Annotated in this window: 24 protein-coding genes and 1 pseudogene; 8 read left to right on the top strand and 17 right to left on the bottom strand. The window is 37.1% G+C overall.

Annotated elements, in window-relative coordinates; all coding sequences use genetic code 11:
- Positions 1-27: 27 nt before the first annotated feature.
- From FHG64_RS18085 to FHG64_RS18055, 6 genes are all read right to left on the bottom strand, one after another.
- The gene (locus FHG64_RS18085) at positions 28-504 is read right to left on the bottom strand and encodes a DUF6155 family protein (RefSeq protein ID WP_139067697.1); all 477 of its coding nucleotides are present in this window, start codon (positions 502-504) and stop codon (positions 28-30) included.
- Between the two features lie 164 nt (positions 505-668).
- A complete protein-coding gene (locus tag FHG64_RS18080; RefSeq protein WP_139067696.1) occupies positions 669-1109 on the bottom strand; it encodes a protease complex subunit PrcB family protein in 441 nt (146 codons plus the stop codon).
- Between the two features lie 538 nt (positions 1110-1647).
- Complete coding sequence (locus FHG64_RS18070) at positions 1648-2037, bottom strand: hypothetical protein (protein ID WP_139067695.1); 390 nt, start codon at positions 2035-2037, stop codon at positions 1648-1650.
- A gap of 169 nt (positions 2038-2206) precedes the next feature.
- The gene (locus FHG64_RS18065) at positions 2207-3049 is read right to left on the bottom strand and encodes a DUF5694 domain-containing protein (protein WP_139067694.1); all 843 of its coding nucleotides are present in this window, start codon (positions 3047-3049) and stop codon (positions 2207-2209) included.
- Between the two features lie 244 nt (positions 3050-3293).
- Complete coding sequence (locus FHG64_RS18060) at positions 3294-4610, bottom strand: M20 metallopeptidase family protein (protein ID WP_139067693.1); 1317 nt, start codon at positions 4608-4610, stop codon at positions 3294-3296.
- Positions 4611-4682: 72 nt separating this feature from the next.
- Positions 4683-5276, bottom strand: a complete 594-nt coding sequence (locus tag FHG64_RS18055) for a Crp/Fnr family transcriptional regulator (protein ID WP_139067692.1) — start codon at positions 5274-5276, stop codon at positions 4683-4685.
- Positions 5277-5424: 148 nt separating this feature from the next.
- Between FHG64_RS18055 and FHG64_RS18050 the strand changes: the two genes are divergently transcribed.
- Positions 5425-6324, top strand: a complete 900-nt coding sequence (locus FHG64_RS18050; RefSeq protein WP_317133603.1) for a transposase — start codon at positions 5425-5427, stop codon at positions 6322-6324.
- A gap of 477 nt (positions 6325-6801) precedes the next feature.
- On the opposite strand, the gene FHG64_RS18045 is transcribed toward FHG64_RS18050, so the two are convergent.
- A complete protein-coding gene (locus FHG64_RS18045) occupies positions 6802-8181 on the bottom strand; it encodes a serine hydrolase domain-containing protein (protein WP_139067691.1) in 1380 nt (459 codons plus the stop codon).
- Between the two features lie 178 nt (positions 8182-8359).
- Here FHG64_RS18045 and FHG64_RS19455 point away from each other — a divergent pair, with 178 nt between their 5' ends.
- Positions 8360-8641: a transposase gene (locus FHG64_RS19455; protein ID WP_218937530.1), complete on the top strand. Its 282-nt coding sequence runs from the start codon at positions 8360-8362 to the stop codon at positions 8639-8641.
- 174 nt (positions 8642-8815) lie between these two features.
- Entirely contained in the window at positions 8816-9901 is a 1086-nt protein-coding gene (locus tag FHG64_RS19685) for a transposase (protein ID WP_246054184.1), read from the top strand.
- A gap of 589 nt (positions 9902-10490) precedes the next feature.
- On the opposite strand, the gene FHG64_RS19680 is transcribed toward FHG64_RS19685, so the two are convergent.
- The 3 genes from FHG64_RS19680 to FHG64_RS18025 are packed head-to-tail and all read right to left on the bottom strand — an operon-like array spanning position 10491 to position 11669.
- A complete protein-coding gene (locus FHG64_RS19680; RefSeq protein ID WP_008992943.1) occupies positions 10491-10697 on the bottom strand; it encodes a GDCCVxC domain-containing (seleno)protein in 207 nt (68 codons plus the stop codon).
- A gap of 1 nt (position 10698) precedes the next feature.
- Entirely contained in the window at positions 10699-11298 is a 600-nt protein-coding gene (merTP, locus tag FHG64_RS18030) for a mercuric transport protein MerTP (RefSeq protein WP_139067690.1), read from the bottom strand.
- Complete coding sequence (locus FHG64_RS18025) at positions 11295-11669, bottom strand: ArsR/SmtB family transcription factor (RefSeq protein WP_008992945.1); 375 nt, start codon at positions 11667-11669, stop codon at positions 11295-11297. The genes merTP and FHG64_RS18025 overlap by 4 nt, the downstream gene beginning before the upstream one ends.
- Positions 11670-11931: 262 nt before the next feature.
- On the opposite strand from FHG64_RS18025, the gene FHG64_RS18020 reads away from it, so the two are divergent.
- Entirely contained in the window at positions 11932-13473 is a 1542-nt protein-coding gene (locus tag FHG64_RS18020; protein WP_218937529.1) for an IS1182 family transposase, read from the top strand.
- A gap of 620 nt (positions 13474-14093) precedes the next feature.
- Positions 14094-15635 (top strand): IS1182 family transposase, encoded by a 1542-nt coding sequence (locus FHG64_RS18015; protein WP_218937521.1) that lies wholly within the window; start codon positions 14094-14096, stop codon positions 15633-15635.
- 94 nt (positions 15636-15729) lie between these two features.
- Here the strand turns inward: FHG64_RS18015 and FHG64_RS18010 are convergent, their stop codons facing one another.
- The 6 genes and pseudogenes from FHG64_RS18010 to FHG64_RS17985 all read right to left on the bottom strand — a co-directional run bounded on the left by FHG64_RS18010 (position 15730) and on the right by FHG64_RS17985 (position 21569).
- Positions 15730-16287 carry a hypothetical protein gene (locus FHG64_RS18010; RefSeq protein ID WP_139067689.1) on the bottom strand — a complete coding sequence of 186 codons (558 nt, stop codon included), beginning with the start codon at positions 16285-16287 and terminating at the stop codon, positions 15730-15732.
- Positions 16288-16447: 160 nt separating this feature from the next.
- Positions 16448-16897: a hypothetical protein gene (locus FHG64_RS18005; protein WP_139067688.1), complete on the bottom strand. Its 450-nt coding sequence runs from the start codon at positions 16895-16897 to the stop codon at positions 16448-16450.
- 324 nt (positions 16898-17221) lie between these two features.
- Complete coding sequence (locus FHG64_RS18000; protein ID WP_139067687.1) at positions 17222-17707, bottom strand: hypothetical protein; 486 nt, start codon at positions 17705-17707, stop codon at positions 17222-17224.
- A gap of 188 nt (positions 17708-17895) precedes the next feature.
- A pseudogene (locus FHG64_RS17995) lies at positions 17896-20189 on the bottom strand (multicopper oxidase domain-containing protein).
- A 167-nt stretch (positions 20190-20356) separates the two neighbouring features.
- Entirely contained in the window at positions 20357-20848 is a 492-nt protein-coding gene (locus FHG64_RS17990) for a hypothetical protein (protein ID WP_139067686.1), read from the bottom strand.
- A gap of 19 nt (positions 20849-20867) precedes the next feature.
- The gene (locus tag FHG64_RS17985; RefSeq protein WP_139067685.1) at positions 20868-21569 is read right to left on the bottom strand and encodes a VIT1/CCC1 transporter family protein; all 702 of its coding nucleotides are present in this window, start codon (positions 21567-21569) and stop codon (positions 20868-20870) included.
- Positions 21570-22211: 642 nt separating this feature from the next.
- Between FHG64_RS17985 and FHG64_RS17980 the strand changes: the two genes are divergently transcribed.
- On the top strand, positions 22212-23387 hold the full coding sequence (locus tag FHG64_RS17980) for a TlpA disulfide reductase family protein (RefSeq protein WP_139067684.1): 1176 nt from the start codon (positions 22212-22214) through the stop codon (positions 23385-23387).
- 138 nt (positions 23388-23525) lie between these two features.
- On the opposite strand, the gene FHG64_RS17975 is transcribed toward FHG64_RS17980, so the two are convergent.
- A complete protein-coding gene (locus FHG64_RS17975) occupies positions 23526-23906 on the bottom strand; it encodes a hypothetical protein (RefSeq protein WP_139067683.1) in 381 nt (126 codons plus the stop codon).
- A 617-nt stretch (positions 23907-24523) separates the two neighbouring features.
- Here FHG64_RS17975 and FHG64_RS17970 point away from each other — a divergent pair.
- Complete coding sequence (locus FHG64_RS17970; protein ID WP_139067682.1) at positions 24524-24856, top strand: single-stranded DNA-binding protein; 333 nt, start codon at positions 24524-24526, stop codon at positions 24854-24856.
- A gap of 81 nt (positions 24857-24937) precedes the next feature.
- Complete coding sequence (locus FHG64_RS17965; protein ID WP_139067681.1) at positions 24938-25252, top strand: JAB domain-containing protein; 315 nt, start codon at positions 24938-24940, stop codon at positions 25250-25252.
- Positions 25253-25305: the final 53 nt, after the last annotated feature.

Raw genomic sequence — 25305 nt, 5'->3', positions numbered from 1 at the left:
GTTGTTACCAATTGGCTTTCTTGAGAACTAATACGAAAGTTCAATATCGGAATCACTTGCTTTGCTAACAATTTCTATTATCCGTTCATTACACTTTTCCTCCATCCCCAATGCAGTTATTCCGCTTAATGCAGAATAAAACATTTTCTCCATTGCTTTATAATAGTTTTCCTCCCAATAGTCAAAGTCTTCAATGACTTCCAGGCAACAGGAGACATAGTGTAATTCCAATTCCACAATAAGCTCCGTAATCTTCATTTTTTGGACAGATCGAATTACTTTTCGAGCTTCAGTTTCCCGTAATTCCAAATTTCGTCCACTTGGATAAATATACTTTTCAATTTCCTTTTTATACTTCGCTGCAAGTTTTTCTATTTCTCCAGTAGCAAAAAAGTCTAAGTAAGTTTTAACAGCTGGAATTTTATTGTACATCTCCGAAATTATTTTAACGAGTTCGGGCTTGTCCATTCCATTTAATTCTTTTTGTACCTCTTTTAATGGCATTATCAGCTATTTGATTTTTTTTAGCTTGTTGGTAACGTCCCGTATAAAAACTGTGCGAGCGGCCGGGCGTGATTGTCCGCAGGACAATCCGCTGAGCAAGGGAGCACGGTCTTTCGATTCGAGAACAAATTAAGCATTGTTTTTATATGCTGTTGCAGCAAGTTTTATTCCGAGTCCTCCTTGGAAATTTTCAGAACAGTATATGCTTGACTTACTGCCGTGGCCTCTCCAGGTCCACTTTCTTTATATTTTACCACGACACTGTTATTTTCTTTATACACGCCATTTATATTGATCTTACTACAGCAATATGCGTAGTATTTCCCAATTATGAGGATCAGATCATTATGACTGAAATCAAAATCCAGGTTTTTTAGGTTGTCAACACGATAAGGATTAACCTGCTCAATTACAGGTAAGAAATTATTGAGATCAGATTCATTTTTAAAGACAAGAGTTTGTTCTGGAATAGTTTCTTCACTATCATAGCTTAGATGATTTTCTAAAATCAACTCGTAATTAATAGGATCGCCCAAATCCGCTTTTGAACAGCTTATTGAAAGGGATAGAAAGATGCTTAAAAGAAAAACCATTTTTGGTTTCATTTTATTCGTATTAAAAGGTTAGAAATATGAATTGGTTTCAATTTGCTACAACGTCTTGTATAAAAACAGTGCGATGATTGCCAGCGATGATTTTCCGCAGGAAAATCAGACGCAGCAAGTAAACACAGGCTTTCGATTCGTCACTAAAATAGCATTGTTTTTATGCATTGTGCCTGGTGCACAAGTTATCGAAAATAGGTAATTTCATGCTATGCAAGGCAAAAAAGACTATCAGGAAAAACTCTTCATTGACCTTTCGTCAGGCAAACAAATGTATGCACCTGGCCGCCATTGCCTATAACCTCAAAAAATATCTGAAATTCACCACAAAACGGGTAAAATCGGGAGCAGGACAGCTTGCTTAGGTTTCTCCTTTTAAAAAGCTCCCCCAGGAGCTTAGAAACTTAACTGCGCGACAACTTTATTTGAGCTATTGAGATTCTAAATTGAAGCCTAAAGTTCCTGAAAAAGGCTTATTTCAAAGTGGATTTTGAAGAATTAGAGGGTTGTTCAACAGTTACTAGTGTTGGCAACAGTTTTAATCTGTCACGGCTATATTTACCGTAATATAATCCGTTTCTCCGGATTTGAATTTCAATTCGTACTCTCCTATTGTCGAGGGAGTAAATTCATAAATAGCCGTTATTATCGGAATATTGTCGGTGCAGATACAACCTTCATACTTTGCCTGAACCTCTATTATTTTTGACTGTTCACTGCCACTTTCAATAAACTTTTCAAATTTTCCGCACCCGTTATAGACCGCGAATTTAACTTCAATTTCTATCGATTCATTTATTCTTACTGAGGATGGTGAGTTTACCTCTGTCACATTTTCCGATCTGTATCCAATACATTCCTCAGAATCATCATCCGAACAAGAAACTAAAATTGCAAGAAGAAAAAATAAATATATTTTAGTTTTCATTTTATTATAGATTTTAATTGTTGCCAATGTTCCGTATAAAAACTGTGCAAGCTGGCGCGCGTAATTGTCCGCAGTACAATCCGCTACGTAAGGGAGCACGGAATTTCGAGTCGAGACAAGTTTGAGCATTGCTTTTCATAGGATATGTTGTTGTAGCCACCTTTTTTATTTATAAACTATCAAATTCTATGAATTCAAATTCTGGGGAGTATTCAATAAGGTGTCTCAGAATTGCAGCGTGATCAATACCGAAAATAACTAATATTCTGTCATTATTGTTTGTATTCATTTCCTGAATTTTTCTAAAAAGCCTTAAATTTCTATTATACCACCAGACGGAAGTGACATCTGCACCTCTTTGGTCACCTAATTTAAAATCTCCAGTTAAGTAAGAACCGAGTACATATTGATGATGTTCCAGGGAATTCAACTTTTTAAAATATTCGAGCAGATTCATTTTCGCCGGTAATTTATTTACAACTTTAAAGTATTCTATTGACATTTGATGAAAAGGATCACTGCTTTGAAAATCATAATCCTCCGTCAGTTTAGCTACATAGGTAGAATCCATATTCGCCAGGTCTGCTATCATTGGTCCTGTATCTATAGAATATAAAGTATCTAAATCGAGTTCTGTTGCCAATCGCATTCCTAATTGATATCGTTCGCTTTTCTCCTTTTTAAAATCACCCTTTTTATACTTTCTCAGTTTTTCGGTTGCTTTAAAACTATCCCACGCTTCTATGGCTATTTTGTTGGGTTGAAATCTTTTTATGTAATCTATAAGCTCTGTAATTTCTCGCTGTTTCTTCTCGCTCAATACATCAAGTTGGTCTTCTTCTCCTGTTTTTATGGCATCTAAGTTGGGATAATCAAAATGAATTGTGCCTAATACCAAAACTCCTGATTTTGGCTCTGAAAAATATTCTGAAGGAGATGGAAATTGTGCCTTTTGGGAGTATGTAAGGATTGGGATTAAAAATATTAAGAACTGAAAGAGTCTAAATTTCATATACATAAGTTTTTAATTTTTTTTCGTGTCAGTCTATATTGGCTACAAAGTCCCGTATAAAACAGTGCGAGCTGGCAAGCTTGATTGTCTGCAGGATAATCAAGCGCTCCAAGCGAGCAAGAGGGCTTCGATGTGTGACTAATTTAAGCATTGCTTTTCAGAGCATATGTTGTTGTCATTAGTAGCGCCCCCCAATGAGAACTCGTTGTAAGTTTCTTTTACTTTACATTTAATCCGGACTGACTTATTTTTTTAATCTCTCAACAATTATGGAAGAGAAATAGTTAACTCCAAATTTAATAGCTTCTTCATCTACAGCAAAATTAGGCGTGTGTGGCATAGCAACAATACCTTTGTCAGGATTTGAACCCCCCAAGAAATAATAGACACCTGGAATAAATTTCTGAAAACGGGCAAAATCATCACTAAATTGTAATGGGGGAACTCCATAAAGCGGAATAATACTTTGTTTCCCGTATATATCATAAATACTTTTCATTGTGGCATCTGTCAGTTCTGGGTCATTCATTGGTGTTTCCATAACAGGCATTCCATTCTCAAAATTAAATTTTACAGAAATTAATTCTTCTGAATATCTGGAAGTTTCAATCTTATTTTTAATTAATGCCGAATACTCATTTAATTTTTCTTTATTACTAGCATCAACTAATACTCTTAGTATTACCCTTCCCTTAGATTCCTCTATAGCAAAGTTACTCATCAATGCGACGTAATCTTTATAAATTGTATTGGGACTGGTTACTCCAAACTCTGGGCTAAATAGATTTTCATTATTCCAAAATTTAGCGTTTGGTCCATATGTTTGAGCACTCCTCATTATTTCCTTTGTATAATCTATTAAAGAATCCTGGTCGTTAGAAGCTTTATATTCTATTTCCATAATTGTAAAATGAGCATATACATTTGCCGATTTAGTTGCTATTGTACCAACTGGATATGGAGACATATGTAGGCCATAAATTTCATCAGGGTTAATTAATTCAAACAATCCATCGGCTACCATCCCTCTCGCTCCCTTATTCATTTCCTCTGCAGGTTGAAAAACAAAATATACAGTTCCTTCTAAATTTTCCTTCAGGCTGGACAGAACATTTGCTATTCCCAGTCCTATTGTTGTATGCACATCGTGTCCACAAATATGTCTTACACCTTCAATTTTTGATTTAAAATCAACAACGTCGGGAAGGTCTGTAGACATGGCATCCATATCGGCTCTCCAAGCAACTCGCTTGCCTTCTTTGGTACCTTTTAAAATACCAACTACTCCATATCCACCAATATTTGATTTGACTTCCAATCCAAGGGACAATAAGTAATCTTCTATTTTTTTGGAAGTCATTTCCTCATTTTCTGATACTTCCGGATATTCGTGAAGATCTCTTCGGATTTCGACAAGAGAATCAAAAATTACATCCGTTCTGGCTTGAATTGATTGATGAATTGAAGATTGAGCTGTAGCAACCTGCCCAAACGCACATAAACCATATATAAGAAATTGAAAAATAAGGGCTGTTCTAAATCTTTTAGTAATTGAAATCATTTTTTCTATTTTCTGATTATAAGGCAATTTAGTTGTAAACCTTACACCAAACCTGTCACATATGTGACATAATCATTTTCTTTTTGCAAGTTTACTTCGTATTCTACTAAGTGATTGTCTTTCAATTCCTAAATAGGATGCTAAATGGCTTAAGCTGATTCTATTGATAATATCTTCGTTTTTGTCTAAAAAGTTCAAGTATCTTTCTTCCGCACTTGCAAATAAGAGGCTTTCAACTCTGTCTGTTTCTCTTGTGAGCACTCTTTCAGCTGCTAATCTTCCGTACATTTCGTTCGCCTTATGCTTATTGTAGGCTTCTTGAAGTTTTTTATAAGGCATTTTAACGACCACAGATGGCTCCAGAAACTGTAGGGAGTATTTAGAAGGTTTTTGTCTTAAAAAAGAAGGGTAGTCGGTTGCATATTCTTTTTCTCTAGAAAAACCTGTAATTATTTCATTTCCTTTTTCATTAACGTAAAACTTCCGTAGTAGTCCCTGGCATATATATGCAATTTCTTCTTGCACTTCGCCATTTAGATATAGGAATTCCTTTTTTTTATAGGATTGTATAGTTAAAAAAGAACGCGTAAATTTTTTGGCTTCAGGACTCAAGGTGGGAAATTGTTCCATAAACAAGTCAAAACAGGTATTTACTTCTATTTCCATTAAGTTCTTTTTTGAGCTAATAATGATAACGTCCCATGAAAAAAAGTGCGATCTGGCGAGTGTAATTATCCTGAGGCCAATCATTCGTGCCAGCTTGCCAGAAGTTTAAATTCAAAACCGGTTTTAGCATTGTTTTTATAGAAAGTGCCTGCTGCACAAGTTACCGAAAAAAGTTAATTTCCTGCTTTGCGAGGTAAAAAAGACTATTTACAGCCCAACCGATCCCGATGCCCGAATAAGTGTCAAACCCGGTAAGGCAAGGAAACTGAATTATCTGTGCAACATCGCCGTTGATACCAGGACAAATGTGATAACAGATGTACAAGCCTACCACGCAGATAAAAAAGACACTAAATATCTTCAGGACACCGCCAGGAGATTAAACAGACGTCTTCGCCGGGAAGGCCTCATCTGGGAAAATATACTGGCAGATGCCGGTTACAGCAGTGGTGAAAATTATGCTTATTTCGAAAACAAAGGTCTCACCACTTACATTCCTCCACATGGAACTTACAAAGGTGGACCGGAGGGTTTCCAATATTTCAAAGAAGGGAATTACTGGCTATGTCCCCAGGGGAAAAAGGTAATTCACCGTAATCAGAAAATGGAAAACGGAAACCTAAAGGATAATTATTTTACTACAAGAGCCGATTGTAAAGGCTGTCCCATAAAAACGGCCTGCATTGGCAAAAGCCACGAAAAACGAATCAATATCACAGCTTATCGCGAGGAATATAACAGAAATATTGAGCGAGTAAATAGCAGGCGTGGCCGTTATATGAAAGGGAAACGCCAAAGCACGGTGGAGCCTGTCTTCGGAACTCTCAAGGAATTTATGGGCCTCCGGAAAATAAACACCATCGGAATTCGACAGGCAAACAAATGTATGCACTTCGCCGCTATTGCCTATAACCTCAAAAAATATTTGAAATTCACCACAAAGCGGGTAAAATCCGGAGCAGGACAGCTTGCTTCGGTTTCTCCTTTTAAAAATCTCCTTCAGGAGCTTATAAACTTACCTGTAAGACAACTTCATTTGAGCTATTGAGATTCTGAATTGGAACCTAAATTTCCTGAAAAAGGCTTATTTCAAATTGGATTTTGAAGAATTAGAGGGTTGTGCAACGGTTACCGTTGTTGGCATTAGTATTTTTTTCAGACTGTTCCAGACAGAGTCAGTACAACAATGACTATAGCCGCAAGGAATAAAAGTCCGATTGTTCCATTAATATAAGCATCATCAATAAGAAAGTCTTTGAAGGTTTTATCCGATTTCCAAAGTCGGGAAACTGCCCAACGTAATCCGGCGCCTGGATAGCGAAAAAGTATAATTATTAAAACTTCAAGAACAACTTCCATTATGAATTTTCAGTTTGGTTTATATTAATGCCAACGTGTTGGTATATGAAAAGTAGCGGGTTAAAAAGCACAAATTTTCGGTTAATTACTGGTGTTTATTAATATGCACATACTTTTGATTTAGCACTGAATCCGCTATTTTTTATATACCGTGTTCTATGCAGTTTTACTTCACTTTAACTCCTTTACTTTTATAGATCCTATTTTCATACATAACAGATGGCTGCTTATTTTTATTTAAATTAAAAGTTAAATTGGAAAAACTATTGAGAAAATAGAACCTATTAGTTTCAATCGAATAAATTTTAATTTTATTTCCATTAGGTCTTTGACTATATAACTCATTATTTTCTTGTGAAATTATTCTTATAGAACCATCATCAAATTCATAAGTCCCAACAATTTTTTGCAGTAATTCAGATTCGATATTCGGAGTGCTATTATGTATTTCTTTGTAAGGCTTATTGATTGCAATGGCTGCCATTTTGGTTGAAACATAATCTGGATTGCTATAGGTGCGATTAGATAAAACAACGACAAAAACATCATCTTTTGGCAAATAAATACTATTGCTCCTGAAGCCAAAAGTACCTCCGTTGTGTTCTAAGGATGAAGTACTATTGATTTCTTCTATAACCCAGCCGTAACCATAATTTGTATTGTTTCCGTTTATTAATTGATGGTTTGTAAAAGCCTTTCTTTTACTTTCTTCACTAATCAGTTTGTTATTTCTTATTGCTCTATTCCAAAGAAAAAGATCATTGACCGTTGATAGAATTCCACCTGCACCATTGAAATGAGAATAGCTTATCATCTCTCCATTAACAGTCTCACTTTCATTAAAATCCCCATCTGTTCTATCTTTTATATTATCATAACCTGATGCTCGGTTTAGGATAATTCTTGATCTGTTTTCATAATAGGTATTTCTCATTTCTAAAGGCTTAAAAATGTATGTTTCAATAAATTCTGCATATGTTTTATTAGAAATTTTTTCAATTACTGCACTAAGCAAAAAATAACCAGTGTTACTGTAGTGATATTTCTCACCGGGAGCATAAAGCATAGGTGATTTTTTGAACAAATCAATAAATTCTTCTTTGGTGTACTCCTTTTTTCTATTATCATACCATTCATCTAAAGCTGTAAAACTGCCAATACCTGATGTATGTGAAAGTAAATGGTGTATGGTTATTTTATGTCCCTCGGTTGGGTAGTCTTTTATATATTTAGTAATCTCATCGTCTAATTTTAATTTTCCTTGATCAACAAGCATCAATATGGAAACGGCAGTAAATTGTTTTGTTATTGACCCAATTTCCAATACACTGTTGACTGTCATATCTACACTTAACTCTAAATTGGCTTTTCCGAAAGCTTTTTGGTATATGACTTTTCCATTAACTCCAACTAAAGCTGTAGCACCAGGACCTGAAGTTGGATATTCCTTACTCAGTAAAAGGTCAAATTCTTTTTCAAAATCCTGAGAATATCCTGAAATTGAGATTATAAATAATATTATTAAAGTTAAATTCTTATTTTTCATTTTGATTGTTTAATAAATTATTGGTAAGACGAACAAAAGTTTAATTTAGTTACGGTCGAAATTGCATAGAACGTTGCGTGTAAATGCTGTGGCCCCTTTTCAGGCTAATGATTTAGGGCCATGGCATTTACATAGTGTGCCTGTTGCACAAGTTACTGAAATTAGGTAATTTCATGGAATGCAAGACAAAAAAGATTATCAGGAAAAACTCTTCACTTCTTTTAGGTTGAGTGATCGAATTCCAAAAGAAAATTTTTATCGTCGATTAAAGGAAGCCCTTAACCTGGATTTTCTCTATCCTCTTACTCAAAAATTCTACGGCGGGAGCGGACAAAAAAGTATCGACCCCGTGGTGTATTTCAAGATCTGCCTGGTGGGATATCTTGAGAATATCACTACAGATCGTGGCGTGATGGACCACTGCGCCATGCGACTGGACATCCTTTATTTTTTGGGTTAAGATGTCGATGAGGAACTTCCCTGGCACAGCACCATAAGCCGTACCCGTAAACTTTTTCCTGATGATATTTTTGAAGAGGTCTTCACCCGGGTATTAAAATTATGTATCGAAGCAGGACTTGTAAGCGGCCACACCCAGGCAATAGATTCAGCTCCCGTAAAAGCCAATGCTTCTATGGATAGCCTGGAGCTTAAAGTCCCGGCAGAAGATCTCGAGGAGCATCTCTCAAAGCTGCGTGTGCAAAGCAGCAGCGACCGAAAGGCCAAAGGGAACAAAGCTCCTAAAGAACAACAAAGTATAACTGCCAGTAAATCTGAACTACAGGAGATCAGGAGCCGAAACAAGAAATGGAGCAAGGACCAGGATATGAAACCCGGCGCAAAAAATAAAGGCAGTAAATACACCAGCAACAAAACCCATTACAGCCCTACAGATCCCGATGCGCGGATTAGTGTCAAACCCGGTAAGGCCAGGAAACTGAATTATCTGTGCAACATCGCCGTTGATACCAGGACAAATGTGATAACAGATGTACAAGCCTACCACACAGATAAAAAAGACACTAAATACCTTCAGGACACCGCCAGGAGATTAAACAGACGTCTTCGCCGGGAAGGCCTCATCTGGGAAAATGTACTGGCAGATGCCGGTTACAGCAGTGGTGAAAATTATGCATATTTCGAAAACAAAGGTCTTACTACTTATATTCCCCCACATGGAACTTACAAAGGTGGACCGGAGGGTTTCCAATATTTCAAAGAAGGGAATTACTGGCTATGTCCCCAGGGGAAAAAGGTAATTCACCGTAATCAGAAAATGGAAAACGGAAACCTAAAGGATAATTATTTTACTACAAGAGCCGATTGTAAAGGCTGTCCCATAAAAACGGCCTGCATTGGTAAAAGCCACGAAAAACGAATCAATATCACAGCTTATCGCGAGGAATATAACAGAAATATTGAGCGAGTAAATAGCAGGCGTGGTCGTTATATGAAAGGGAAACGCCAAAGCACGGTGGAGCCTGTCTTCGGAACTCTCAAGGAATTTATGGGCCTCCGGAAAATAAACACCATCGGAATTCGCCAGGCAAATAAATGTATGCACCTGGCCGCCATTGCATATAACCTCAAAAAATATCTGAAATTCACCACAAAACGGGTAAAATCGGGAGCAGGACAGCTTGCTTCGCCTTCTCCTTTTAAAAACCTCCTCCAGGAGCTTATAAACTTACCTGTAAGACAACTTCATTTGAGTTATTAAGATTCTGAATTGAAGCCTAAAGTTCCTGAAAAAGGCTTATTTCAAATTGATTTTGCAGAATTAGAGGGTTGTGCAACGGTTACCATTGTTACCAAATGTGCCGCCCACCCGAGTGAGTCGTTCTGCTTTTTAGTCCGCTGCGTTTTGTTTCTAAAGAATTTATTGTATTACCTCTCAAAAAGGGAAGTATTGCGCCCGCTTTTTTGTCCGCTTCGAGTTAGAAAATCCGCTGCATTTTATTTCCAAACTCTGATTTTCTTACTTCTCAAAAATGATGTTTTTAGTTGCTTTTATTTATCCGTTTGAGTGAATGATCCGTCGCAATTTTTCTTTTAAAATTCAATTTATCTTTCCTTCCAAAAATGACATTTTAGAGGTCAGTTATTTATCCGAGTTAGTTTTTATTTTTCTCGCGTTCTGTTTGTCAGCGGCATTTTTGGTAACGGTTAGTATATGAAAAGTAGGCGATTTCGAAGCACTAAACTTTCGGTTAAGCACAAAGATTGATACGAGCCAAAAGCCTTGATTTTACTGCTATTTCGCCTATTTTGTATATACATTGTTAGCGGTTCGGGCTTTTTTTCTTCGGTCAGCAACATTTCTCGTCTTGTTGAATTGGTGGACATTTCTCGCTCCCATAACTGCAATAAACACAGCAGTCTCCTTGTTGTGGTTTCAATACAGTTTTGCAGTTTTCGCACTCGTAAAAGTATTGGCAAGCATCTGTCGGCATTGTTTCTTCTTTTTTGTGTCCGCAGTTGGGGCAAGTGATTGTTGATTGCAATTTTATTTCCATTTTATTTTTCCTTTTTGTCTGTTACTGAATATCCTGTTCCGTTAATTGCTGTTTCGATTTCGACTATATTCGTTTTTGAGTTGTCAAACTCTACAATTGCGTTTCCACTCTCGTATGAAGCAGTTGATTTGATTATTCCTGAAAGTTTGTTCACTTCGTGGTTTACGTGTTCTTCGCATCCTGCACAAGTCATTCCGCTGATAGTAAACTCAACGGTCTGTAAATTTGATTTGTCAACTACTATTACTTGTTTTTCTGTCTTAGGGTAGAAAATATGTGCATAGTAAGGAAAGGCAAGCATTACAATTGCGAATGCTGTAACAATTCCTAAAAACTTTTTACTCTGAATGAATTTTGGCTTTTCATCAGTTTCACAATCACAGTCTATTTCCTTTTTCGGTTTTAGTTTTTGATACCAAGCAAAACCAAGAACCAAAATTGTCAAACCAATTAAATACGGTCGGAAAGGTTCAAGCCACGAAAAAGAGGCAGCAAGTCCGCTTGTTCCTGCAATTAGTGCCAAAACTGGTGTAATACAGCATAGAGAAGCAGCGAATGCCGTTAAAATTCCTGCTCCGATTAGTTTATTGTCCTTTTTCATATTGTCTCCAAAATTTTGTTTTCGTCAAGTATTATGAAAAACGGTTCAAGCAAGTTTTTGTATTCGTTTGTCAGCGAATAGAAAATGGTCTGTGCTTGCCTTTCTGTTTCAATGAGTTTTCGGTCTTTGAGTTTTCGCAGGTGTTGAGAAACTGCCGAAATGGTCATTCCAAGAACATCACTCAGGTCGCAAACGCAAAGTTGTTTCTCTTCATAAAGCAGGAACAGGATTTTCAGTCTGACGTTGTTACCCGCCAATTCAAGTCCGTTCGATAAGTAGTCAAACGAGCCGTTGAGTTCTGCAACTCGGTCTTTACAACGGTTGATTTGTTTAATGTCCGCTTGTTGTCTTATGCAAGAATTGTTTTCCATAAACACAAAGATAGTCAACTTGTTTATTTAAGCAAATGCTAAAATACAATATTTTAAAAATAACCCGATTTGTTTCTCGGGTCGTTTTATTGCCTGACCGCTAACGTCTCGTATAAAAACTGTGCGAGCTGACGTGCGTGATTGTCTGCAGGACAATCCGCAAAACAAGCGAGCAAGGAGTTTCGATTCAAGAACAAATTAAGCATTGTTTTTATATGTTGTGCCTGTTGCACAAGTTACTGAAATTAGGTAATTTCATGGTATGCAAGGCAAAAAAGACTATCAGGAAAAACTCTTCACTTCGTTTAGGTTGAGTGACCGAATTCCCAAAGAAAATTTTTATCGCAGATTAAAGGAAGCCCTTAACCTGGATTTCCTCTATCCTCTTACTCAAAAATTCTACGGCGGGAGCGGACAAAAAAGTATCGACCCGGTGGTGTATTTCAAGATCTGCCTGGTGGGATATCTTGAGAATATCACTACAGATCGTGGCGTGATGGACCACTGCGCCATGCGACTGGACATCCTTTATTTTTTGGGATATGATGTCGATGAGGAACTTCCCTGGCACAGCACCATAAGCCGTACCCGTAAACTTTTTCCTGATGATATTTTTGAAGAGGTTTTCACCCGGGTATTAAAATTATGTATTGAAGCAGGACTGGTAAGCGGCCATACCCAGGCAATAGATTCAGCTCCCGTAAAAGCCAATGCTTCTATGGACAGCCTGGAGCTTAAAGTCCCGGCAGAAGATCTCGAGGAGCATCTCTCTAAGCTGCGTGTGCAAAGCAGCAGTGACCGAAAGGCCAAAGGGAACAAAGCTCCTAAAGAACAACAAAGTTTAACGGCCAGTAAATCTGAACTACAGGAGATCAAGAGCCGAAACAAGAAATGGAGCAAGGACCAGGATATGAAACCCGGTGCAAAAAACAAAGGCAGCAGGTATACCAGTAACAAAACCCATTACAGCCCAACCGATCCCGATGCGCGGATTAGTGTCAAACCCGGTAAGGCAAGGAAACTGAATTACCTATGCAACATCGCTGTTGATACCAGGACAAATGTGATAACAGATGTACAAGCCTACCACGCAGATAAAAAAGACACTAAATACCTTCAGGACACCGCCGGGAGATTAAACAGACGTCTTCGCCGGGAAGGCCTCATCTGGGAAAATGTACTGGCAGATGCCGGTTACAGCAGTGGTGAAAATTATGCTTATTTCGAAAACAAAGGTCTCACCACTTACATTCCTCCACATGGAACTTACAAAGGTGGACCGGAGGGTTTCCAATATTTCAAAGAAGGGAATTACTGGCTATGTCCCCAGGGGAAAAAGGTAACTCACCGTAATCAGAAAATGGAAAACGGAAACCTAAAAGACAACTATTTCACTACCCGGGCAGATTGTAAAGGTTGCCCTATAAAAACAGCCTGCATTGGCAAAAGCCACGAAAAACGAATCAATATCACCGCATATCGCGAGGAGTATGACAGGAATATTGAACGGGTAAAAAGCAGGCGCGGCCGTTACATGAAAGGCAAACGCCAAAGCACGGTGGAGCCTGTTTTTGGAACCCTCAAAGAATTTATGGGCCTCCGGAAAATAAACACCATCGGAATTCGACAGGCAAACAAATGTATGCACCTGGCTGCTATTGCATATAACCTCAAAAAATACTTGAAATTCACCACAAAACGGGTAAAATCCGGAGCAGGCCAGCTTCCTTCGGTTCCTCCTTTTAAAAATCTCCTCCAGGAGCTAAGAAACTTACCTACAAGGCAACTTCATTTGAGCTATTGAGATTCTGAATTGAAACCTAAAGTTCCTGAAAATGGCTTATTTCAAATTGGATTTTGAAGAATTAGAGGGTTGTGCAACGGTTACTGTTGTTACATACTTTGCCGACACGACCGAGTAAACACGTTTTTTGAGCCGCTTTCTTTTCCACGAGCGAGTAAAGTCCACTGGGTTTTAATGATCACGTCATAATCAGCAGGAGTAAGCAAGTCCGATTTTCTCCGTTCTGTTTTCAGTCCGCTTCGCATTTTCCGGTTCCCTCGTATGAGTAAGTAAATCTGGAAATTATCTGTACTGGTTATCAGTCCAAAAGTTTACCAGTTAAAAATAAATTTTAAGGCTAACAAACTGATAAGTATGACTGCTAAAGCCAGCCCCGTAATTCTTTTATTTTCTCTATTAAAAAATGTTCCCATATCGCAGTCCTTTTAACTTAATTTTCCGTTTCGGAGGCATTGTATGTAACGTCTCGTATAAAAACTGTGCGAGCTGGCTAGAGTGATTGTCCGCAGGACAATCCGCTTAGCAAGCGAGCACGGAGCTTCGATTCAAGACCAAATTAAGCATTGTTTTTATATGTTGTGCCTGTTGCACAAGTTACTGAAATTAGGTAATTTCATGGAATGCAAGGCAAAAAAGACTATCAGGAAAAACTCTTCACTTCGTTTAGGTTGAGTGACCGAATTCCCAAAGAAAATTTTTATCGCAGATTAAAGGAAGCCCTTAACCTGGATTTCCTCTATCCGCTTACTCAAAAATTCTACGGCGGGAGCGGACAAAAAAGTATCGACCCGGTGGTGTATTTCAAGATCTGCCTGGTGGGATATCTTGAGAATATCACTACAGATCGTGGCGTGATGGACCACTGCGCCATGCGACTGGACATCCTTTATTTTTTGGGATATGATGTCGATGAGGAACTTCCCTGGCACAGCACCATAAGCCGTACCCGTAAACTTTTTCCTGATGATATTTTTGAAGAGGTTTTCACCCGGGTATTAAAATTATGTATTGAAGCAGGACTGGTAAGCGGCCATACCCAGGCAATAGATTCAGCTCCCGTAAAAGCCAATGCTTCTATGGACAGCCTGGAGCTTAAAGTCCCGGCAGAAGATCTCGAGGAGCATCTCTCTAAGCTGCGTGTGCAAAGCAGCAGTGACCGAAAGGCCAAAGGGAACAAAGCTCCTAAAGAACAACAAAGTATAACGGCCAGTAAATCTGAACTACAGGAAATCAAGAGCCGAAACAAAAGATGGAGCGAAGACCAGGATATGAAACCCGGCGCAAAAAACAAAGGCAGTAAATACACCAGTAACAAAACCCATTACAGCCCTACAGATCCCGATGCGCGGATTAGTGTCAAACCCGGTAAGGCCAGGAAACTGAATTATCTGTGCAACATCGCCGTTGATACCAGGACAAATGTGATAACAGATGTACAAGCCTACCACGCAGATAAAAAAGACACTAAATACCTTCAGGACACCGCCGGGAGATTAAACAGACGTCTTCGCCGGGAAGGCCTCATCTGGGAAAATGTACTGGCAGATGCCGGTTACAGCAGCGGTGAAAATTATGCATATTTCGAAAACAAAGGTCTCACCACTTACATTCCTCCACACGGAACCTACAAGGGCGGGCCTGAAGGATTCCAATATTTCAAAGAAGGGAATTACTGGCTATGTCCCCATGGGAAAAAGGTAACTCACCGTAATCAGAAAATGGAAAACGGAAACCTAAAGGATAATTATTTTACTACAAGAGCAGATTGTAAAGGCTGTCCCATAAAAACCGCCTGCATCGGGAAAAGCCACGAAAAAAGGATCAACATTACCGCATATCGCGAGGAGTATGACAGGAATATTGAACGAATAAAAAGCAGGCGCGGCCGTTATATGAAAGGCAAACGCCAAAGCACGGTGGAGCCTGTCTTCGGAACTCTCAAGGAATTTATGGGCCTACGGAAAATAAACACCATCGGAATTCGCCAGGCAAACAAATGTATGCACCTGGCCGCCATTGCATATAACCTCAAAAAATATCTGAAATTCACAACAAAACGGGTAAAATCGGGAGCAGGACAGCTTGCTTCGCTTTCGCCTTTTAAAAACCTCCTCCAGGAGCTTATAAACTTACCTGTAAGACAACTTCATTTGAGTTATTAAGATTCTGAATTGAAGCCTAAAGTTCCTGAAAAAGGCTTATTTCAAATTGATTTTGCAGAATTAGAGGCTTGTGCAACGGTTACTGTTGTTGTGGTTAGTTTTTTATTACAGAATTCTTATAGAACCAACCGTTTACCGGATTTTTATCAGCTCCAATTTCACCTTTAGCTATGATCATATCATTTTTATCCAATTCCACAAATTCCCTTTGAGTTTTTAAGTCCGATAATTCGTTTAGGAATTTTTGAAGTTTTGAAATGTAAAACTTGTATTTCTCTGAAGCTTTTGACACGGGAAATTCACTAAATGAATTTTGAAATAATTGAAAATTCCCAGAACATACTCCAGTATAATTTGAGTTTGAAAAAATAAGCCAATTTTCTCCTTGCTTGAATTCCGAACCACACATTCCTGAACTGGTTTGAATTACAATTACATCTAATGAGTCAACTCCTTTTATTTTTCTTTTTAAAAGAAATTCAATAGTCAAAGTTTTGTCGTCAAGTGTAGTTACCTCATTAACTATTCCTTCAAAAATCTGGTCAGTTTGATTAATTCTTTCCAGGACAGATGTATCAAACCAATCTTTACAAGAACAGGAGTATCCGAAAACCGAAACAAGTGAAAGAATAATAGTTAACATTATTTTCATACCTCCTTTTTTTTAAATTAACCACAACGTCTCGTATAAAAACTGTGCGAGCTGGCGTGCGTGATTGTCCGCAGGACAATCCGCTGAGCAAGCGAGCAAAGAATTTCGAATCAAGACAGGTTTAAGCATTGTTTTTATATGTTGTTGTAACACGTTTTTTTTATTGGATTGTGATAACTAAAGATGTAACTCTTGTGCCAATCTCATTTAACATAGTGTTTATATCCTTAATGATTTCAGTCATCTCTTCATAATGAACCGACTCAGGTAAATCAGAATTCAACTTACGTAATTCAGTCAGTTCTTCTTTCGGTTTAGAACCAATAAAGCTTCTTGTATTAGAAGTTACCGCAGCTTTCGTATAATATTCTAAATCAGAAACCTCTATTGCGTTTTGATTGTTATTTTCATTTACAATTTCCATTTGGAATCCTACAATAAAGGCTATTTCGTTGTCGTCACTTGATAGTGCGCTTGATTCGAAAATTATATACTCAGTGTCTTCATTAATTTTAAGTATATAGGAGTCCGAATTTTCATTTTCTTTTTTTGATTGACAACCAAAAATTAATGATAAAATAAAAATTAGATTTAAGATATTTTTTTTCATAATTCTGCCTAAAGTTTAATTTTGTGGTTAATTCATAAGGAGAATGTGTTACAACGTCTCGTATAAAAACTGTGCGAGCTGGCGTGCGGGATTGTCCGCAGGACAATCCGCTAAGCAAGCAAACACAGACTTTCGATTAAAGAACAAATTAAGCATTGTTTTTATATATTGTTACCCTCTTTTGCGACAGACCTGAGTAAGCACATTTAAATTGAACGTTTTTTATCAAAGTCCGAGTCAGATTATTTTTGGTTAATACCCTTGGCAAACAAAAAAGTCCGATATCCATTGATTTACCGTTTACCATATCAGTAAATCCTCCTTTTACTTACTAAACATTCTTAACATAAAAATATATCCATTCGCGGTGGAATTGATTTTAAAAAAAATCTCACATTTCTCTTGTTCCTTGCGGAAGAAATATTTAAAGTCAGAATTTATGAAATTAAATCCGTTGTGATTTTTTAAAGATTCCACAATATCCAAAAATTCATTTACCTCAACTGGAAATTCAACATCTACATAATGAAGCTGGTTTTCCAACAAAGAAAAAGTCTTTTTAACAATTTTTTCTTCTCCAAAAACCTCAGTTCTTTCCTTAATTTCGAACACTTCGTAATTTAAATCATCGATATAATGATCTTTAGCCTTTTTAAGTTCTTCTATTAAAAATTTCTTATCCTGACCTATATATACTTCTTCAACTATTTGAAAAGGTGATAAATCAAGTTTACAACAATCAATAAAATTGGTCTCAGCTGATAGATTTGAGATAAAAACAGATAAAAAACTGAAAAAGAGACTTATCATTAGCTTGAGTATAAAAATTGGGTTATCATTTTTTTGGAGCAATTGAGGGTAACGGTCTCGTGTATGAGCAGTAGCGGATTTTAAGCCACTAAACTGTCAGATAGCACCGACCTTTGATTTATAGATTTACGTTTCAAAATAGCACTAAACCCGCTATTGCTCATACACAATGTTGTGTGTAGCCTTTTTTAGAATCTTACTAATAATCCTCCCCCCAGCCATATCTATTATTATAATTTCCTTGGATGGAAAAATTTATAGAAAGGATATAAGAAACACCAACCAGCCATTGGGTCTCTCCTTGATACGATTTATTATTTTCTAAATCATTGACCCAACCAAAGTCGGCTCTGTATTCATATTCGCCTTCTATAAAAAGTCTTGGAAAAAGTAAAAGCTCTCTATCCAAACGGATTCTTGGACGCAATTGATGGTCCATACTCACATCTACATTAAATCTATATGGTGTGAAATATTTAACACCAACTAATCCTACTGTATTAAACGTATCATAAGAATCTGGTGTTGAAGTTTCGGTGTTTACTCCTGCATACACCCGTACCCAATCATTGAGGTATCGATTGTAGTTCACTTCTATCTCGGCATTTTGGCTATAATCAAATTCGGCTCGTAAACTAAATTCATTTCTGATATTGCTTGACGTTAAAAAGAGTTCATTAAAGTTTGAACCAGCACGAGCCAATCCCCACGAATAATAGAGGTCAGTTTCATGTATAAGTTTTTCAACCGGAAATTCCGCCATCCGTTCATCTCTTGGTGTATCATAACTAAATACACGATTCATACCACCCATTAAATGGTACAATATGTGACAGTGAAAGAACCAATCGCCGTACTCTTCGTTATAGAATTCGATGACCACTTTTTGCATTGGTGGTACATTGACGGTGTGTTTTAATGGCGAACGCTCCCCGTTTTCATTGATTACCCTAAAGAAATGCCCGTGCAAATGCATTGGGTGATGCATCATTGTTATATTATTTAGTGTGATTCTTGTAACCTCGCCACCTTTAATTTTAATCTTATCTGTTTCAGACAATGGTACGCCATTCATACTCCAAACATAGCGCTGCATATTTCCAGTTAGATTGAGCAGAATGTCATTAACCGGTATGTCTTTCTTATAAGTGGTTTCTTCCTTTGCTTTTAAAAAATCATAGTTGAAATAGGTTTTACGAGTACTGTAATCAAAAGTGGTACTGTCTTTTTGCATCATAGACATATTATGCTTCATTGGCATTGAGTCCTTTTTCATTTCAATCGTATCGTCCGTCTTCATCTTCATTTTATCATTCATCTTGCCGTCTTTCATATCCATCTTATTCATTCCATATTTCTGCATCAAAAACTCTGGTGTTTTTTTCTTTTTGTTGCCCACCATTGCTGGTGCTCCCATCTTCATATCCATTGTTGCCATTTGCTTCATCATCGCCACCTTGTCTGGTCTGTCTATTACCATTGCTGGGAAAAGTTTTCCGCTTCCCAAGCGGATTGAGGTATTGCCAGAACCATCCTGTGCCGTGGCAGTAATTTCTAAAGTCCCTTCCGGAATAGTAACAATAACATCATAGGTTTCCGCAACTGCATAAAGAAATCGGCTTTTATGTACCGGTTCTACATCTATACCGTCACTTGAAACTATCATTGGATTACCACCACCAAAATCCATCCAATAATAAGTGGATGCCGATGCATTTATAAAACGAAGCCTTACTTTCTCACCAGGTTTAAACTCTGGGTATTCTGCGAGTTTTTTTCCGTTAGTTAAAAAAGCAGGGTAGTAAATATCTGTAATATCGGCACCTCCCATTCTATCACGCCAAAACTTAAATTGCGATCCCAATGCACCTTCTTTAATGACTCTGCTTAATGGCACTGATGTGCCCTTTTTAACCTGATACCATTCGTTATTTCGTTTAAGGTTGCGTAATACATTCATTGGTTTTTCATTGGTCCAATCAGAAAGCACCACAACCAAATCTTTGTCATAATCCAATGTCTTTTCTTTAGGTTGAATGATAATGGAACCATAAACTCCCTTTTGCTCCTGCAATAAAGTGTGTGAATGGTACCAATAGGTGCCCGATTGGTTGATAGGAATTCTATACTGAAACGTCTCACCCGGCTCAATTGGTGGTGTTGTTAAATAAGGAACACCATCATAGAAATTTGGAAGTATTAAACCGTGCCAATGTACAGACGTTTCTACATCCATTTTATTGGTTACATTGATTATGGCAAGGTCACCTTCATTAAATTCTAATGTAGGACCAGGAATACTGCCATTTATGGTCATACCTTTGGTTGTTACCCCTCCAAGGGTCATCTCCTTTTGTTCTAGAGTAAGGTTATACTCTTTAACGGGACGCCCTTCTTCTTTTCTATCATCTCCATTTGTACCAACTTGGGCAAAAGAAGCAGAAGAGAAAGATAGAATAGCAAATATTATTACATATTTCATATTTATTTATTTTTTGTGGTTACACACAACGGTTTGCAGCTATACGCAGGCAGGGAATTTACCCACTGAACTGGCTACGAATAACTTAACTTCAAATTTGCTACTTTCCTGTCCTACGAAGCACTAAAACCCCTGCTTGCGTATAGGTGATGTTGGCAGTAGTTTTTTTAATAGTCATCTTCGGTATCATTCTTTTTGATTGGCGCTGGATATTGATAATCCGGTCTTATTTCCGTGTGTTGTATTTCACCACCTGTTGTTCCGGTCTCTTTGCCGAAATAGATAACTACAAGGGCAAAAATCAAAATTCCAATATTTAAGAAGTTTGAAAATGATTTTTGTTTAATGCTTGCCCAAAGTCCGAGTAATGAAAGTCCACCTAAAATGTAAGTTAGAATTGAGAAAAGTTCTGCCGACTTTTCGTGTCTTTCAATGAAGTTTTCTGTCACACCGCTAATGTTCTCAACAATTTCTTCTGCTCCTTCTCCGCTTGTCATAGCTGCAATTGAAGTCAAAGAACCAATTATAAAAATCAGAAATGCCGTTCGCTTTACTGCATCTGATTTGTATATCAAACCTGTAATCATAATGATTACTGCTACAATTGGGAAAATGATGGGTAAATGATTTACCACTAAATGAAAATGTGCTTCGTTCATATTTTTTATTTTTTTAAGATTATACATTAACGCCAAAAATGTATCCAACTAAAGCGGATAAACCCATTGCAATTGTTCCCCAAATTACAATTCTTATCACTGCTTTGCCTATGCTTGAACCACCTGTCTTTGCCGAAACTGCACCAAGTATAATTAGAGATAAAATTGTAAACCCGTAAAGAAAATACTCCATTGTTTCGACAGGGGCAAAGAGTGTAACCAATAGGGGCAGAAGACCACCAATCGTAAAAGCTGCACCCGAAGCAAAAGCGGCTTGAATTGGGTTTGCTTGACTAATTTCGTTAATTCCTAATTCATCCCGAATGTGTGTCCCCAAAGCATCTGATTCTGTTAACTCTTTTGCTACTTGTAAAGCAGTTTCCTTTTTCAGTCCACGTTTTTCATAAATCTCTCCAAGTATTTTCAATTCCGCTTCGGGCATTTTTTTCAGTTCGTCTTTTTCTCTTTCAATATCTGCTTTTTCAATGTCTGTTTGAGAGCTAACAGAAACATATTCGCCTGCTGCCATAGAAAGTGCTCCTGCCACAAGTCCTGCAACAGTCGCTAAAAGAATAGGGTCTCTTGTCGTGCTTGCAGTTGCAACTCCGATTGCAAGACTTGATATTGATATAATTCCGTCATTTGCTCCAAGCACTGCTGCTCTTAACCAATTACTACGGTGTATATAATGACTGTCTAAATAATTGTCAATTGTTATCATTTTGTTGTTGTTAGTCTGTCTTTTGAAATTACTGCCAACGTACGTATAAATGTAATTTTACATTTTACAATGTAAAATAATTAAGTTTATTTTTTAATAAATGTAGTATTACATTTATATACTTTATGTCTTTAAAAGGATTTTTCAAAGGGAAAAACGTTTAGCCACACCTCCAAAGATGTAACTCGTTTTTTGTGTTTCTGTTAACCAGGAAAGTCTGGATTTGACATCTATTTGCTCCAACTTCAATGTTTTAAAAATATTCATGAATCCTTTTTCTCTGGAGTATTAGTGAAATATAAGACTTTCACTTCCCTAAAGATAATAGTTTTAATATCTTTTATTTAGAAATTTTTCTAAAAAAGTTAAATATCTTAATCGGCAACTCTAGTTAAAAAAAAGAAAATCCATAACGGCTCCGCCTCTCTAAGTCCCAAACAGTACTGGAAAAGAGTTGCAATCTACCTCTTCATTTCCATCGGTATCATTTTCAAGCTCATTGGGGAGGATTTTGCTAAAATATTATAAATTATATTAATGAGAGGTCGTTAATTTCATTTTCTGTTAAATTTTCAAATTTTTTTAGATAAAAAAAGGGGAAAAAATTTTAACTTAACTCTTCCAAACCTTAAAAATCAAATAATGGCTAATTTCTCTCTATTTTCTAAGCATTATTTGAAACCCCTTCTTCTATTATTTACTTTTCTCATTCCAGATACTACAATTAGTCAAACTTTCAATCTCAAGGGAAATTTTCAGGGGAAAAACACTGAATATTTAATATTGTCCTACTACAATGAATCGGATAATCCAGTTGTAGACACTCTTAAAATTCAAGATGGAAAATTTGAATCTAATGGTACTATTGGAGGGGTTCAGAGAGTTTTCATAAAAGGTAAGACTATATCCAGGGACATGGAAGATCCTAATTTGGGATATTTCTTTTTGGAACCAGGGGATATAATGATATCACTTGTTGAAGATAATTTTAAAAAAATTGAAGTTAAGGGCTCACCAACCCAGAGTGAATTTGAGGAATTAGATAAGGGCCAGGCAGTCCTCCGAAAAGAAATTGAAGATATTTCCAAAAAAATAACTGCTTTACAAAAGTCGAATACGAGATCCTCAAACCAAGAACAAAGGAAGTTACAGGATCAATGGATTAATATTCTGGATAAGTTAAGGGCTAAAGAAATGAATTACTCGTACAATAATCCAGATTCGTATTTAAGCTCTTATCTAATTAACTTTTATAAGCGGGATATATCAAATGACTCTCTTAGCAACTTGTATTCTGCTTTAACTCCTAAAGTCAAAAACACGGTATATGCCGAGGCTGTGAGAAAACAATTAGGATCAACCGTACCAGGTTCAGGTAGTAAGGCTATCAATTTCACCACCAAAGACATCAATGGAAAAGAAATAAGTCTGGAGGATTTTGAAGGAAACTATCTCCTTTTGGATTTCTGGGCGGGATGGTGTAAACCCTGCCTTAAGAATCATCCGGCCTTGAAAAATATTTATAATCAGTATAGCAATAAAGGGCTTAAGATCTTAGGGGTATCATTTGATAGAAATGAAGAAAAATGGCGGGAAAGTATAAAAGAGGAAAATCTGGATATATGGCAACATGTTTATATTGGTTTGGATAAAGTAAGAATGGATGGCTCAATCAGCAGTTTATATGGAGTGCAGCCAATTCCAGCTTACATCCTTATAGATAAAAAAGGGGTGATAGTAGACAGATATATGGCCGCCGATAGTAAAAGAAAAAGTATATCCGATTTAGAAAATAAACTAAAGGAGTTGTTGGACTAGATAAGATTAAAAAAAGACTCACTTTAAAAATATAACCCTCTGTGGCCAAACTCCACTTTCATCTTGTTTCGTTCAATACCACTCTTTCTAATTCCCGTTTTAGGTTTTAATTCCTTGTCCCGTAGTAAATTTAAAGCATTATTTTTCTAAAACTAAATTATAAACTTTAGCTATGCTATAGTCAGTTGCCGGTTCAATTACCGCAATTACATCAGGAATCAGAATTTTTATTCTCACAATAAATTGATATTTCTCATCAGGGCTTTCACAATGATAGGATATTACCTTTCCATCATTAAATAAATCTCCAGTTTCTGATTGAATAACTAAAAGTTGATTATCTACGTTTTCCGTGCCCTGATAGCTTTTAATTAAAATATAACCCTGATTATTTGTAAGAGTCTTAAATATTTTCTCTCGAATTTCAGAAGGAATGTGAATGGTATGGGTACTGTTGTAATTTTCTTGACCCCAGGAAATTGAGCTGAAGAAAAAAAGTAATACTACCAGGTTTCGCATAAATAAATATCATAAAAATCTTCTTAATTATAATAGGTACTCCTATCCCCTCAGCACATTCCCCTTCGCTCCGTTGCACTCCACTGCGGGAAAAGAGCTTCGTCGAGGAGGTCTTGGACATAAGTGAAAAAGTGCGGCTATCCGTTTCATTCCATTTGCGGTTTCTATTGACTTAGGAGCAAATTCCATTTCACTCCTGCCTCTCTTTTTCACTCAAGTCCGCTTTTGATTGAATTTCATTTCACGTTTTAATTCCACTTCCTGCTCCTTCCCTACTCTTCCATTTCCCATTTGAAGTACTCCCGGGCATCACCATTACCTTTTTTTATAATGCGAAATACCAAAATTTAGAAGTTAGTACGGACTGCATAAAGCCGGTCCCTGCGCTCCCTTTTTATAAGTCCTCCCTAATTCCAAATTTTGAGGTTGTATGAGCATCAAAAAAAGGTAACAGTGAAGGCTCTACGGGAAGTAAATCAAAAACCGAATCAATGAAATCGTACAGAATCCTCAAAAAGGAAGCCGAATTAAAGTTAAAAATCAAAAAAAAGGAAAACGTTCAGGATACAAAAAGTAAATCAGCTAAAAATTTTTATTAACCATTAAATATTTCAGTTATGAAAACAATTAGAAACAAAGTGCAGTTAATTGGCAATGTGGGTGAGAACCCGAAAAGCCACACGTTTGAGAGCGGAAAAAAAGTTACCCGCCTCTCACTTGCTACCAACGATTTCTACCTCTCCAACGGGGAAAAAGTTCAGCAAACCCAGTGGCACAATCTGGTGGCGTGGGGTAAACAGGCAGATCTTATCGAAAAGTATGTGACAAAGGGAAGTGAAATCGCCGTAGAGGGAAAATTAACCTCCCGCGATTATGAGAACGAGCAGGGAGAAAAACAGTACATCACAGAGGTGCTGATTAATGAGATCCTGCTTCTTAACGGTAAATAAGAGATTCCAGAGAACTAAATAATGAGAGGGCGTGCTCTGCTAAGCTGCGCCCTCTTCTATTAATCTATAAAACATACCACTATGAATACCAAAGTTAATGAAATATCCATAAAGTATAACGGAAATTTTAAAATGAAAGATTCTCCTAAAATTACCTGTTCCAATGATGCGGTAAACCTATTATTTAATAACTGGGATAGCGGTAGCATTGGCCTACATGAAACCTTTAAGATCTTATTGCTGAACAATTCCAATAAGGTAAAAGGGATCTATACGCTTTCTTCCGGAGGGATCACCGGGACTTTAGTAGATGTGAGGATCTTATTTGCTGTACTGCTGAAAAGTTTAAGCACCGCAGTGATCCTCGCCCATTATGTGAAGAAAATAGTTATGTAAAGTAAATAGCTGAACCTCCTAATTTTTGGGATTCATTTCCTAAAATACTTTAC

It is taken from the genome of Antarcticibacterium flavum (assembly GCF_006159205.1).
GTDB lineage: Bacteria > Bacteroidota > Bacteroidia > Flavobacteriales > Flavobacteriaceae > Gillisia > Gillisia flava.
Note: the sequence above shows the minus strand (reverse complement) of the source record. Positions and strands in the feature narration are given on the sequence as shown.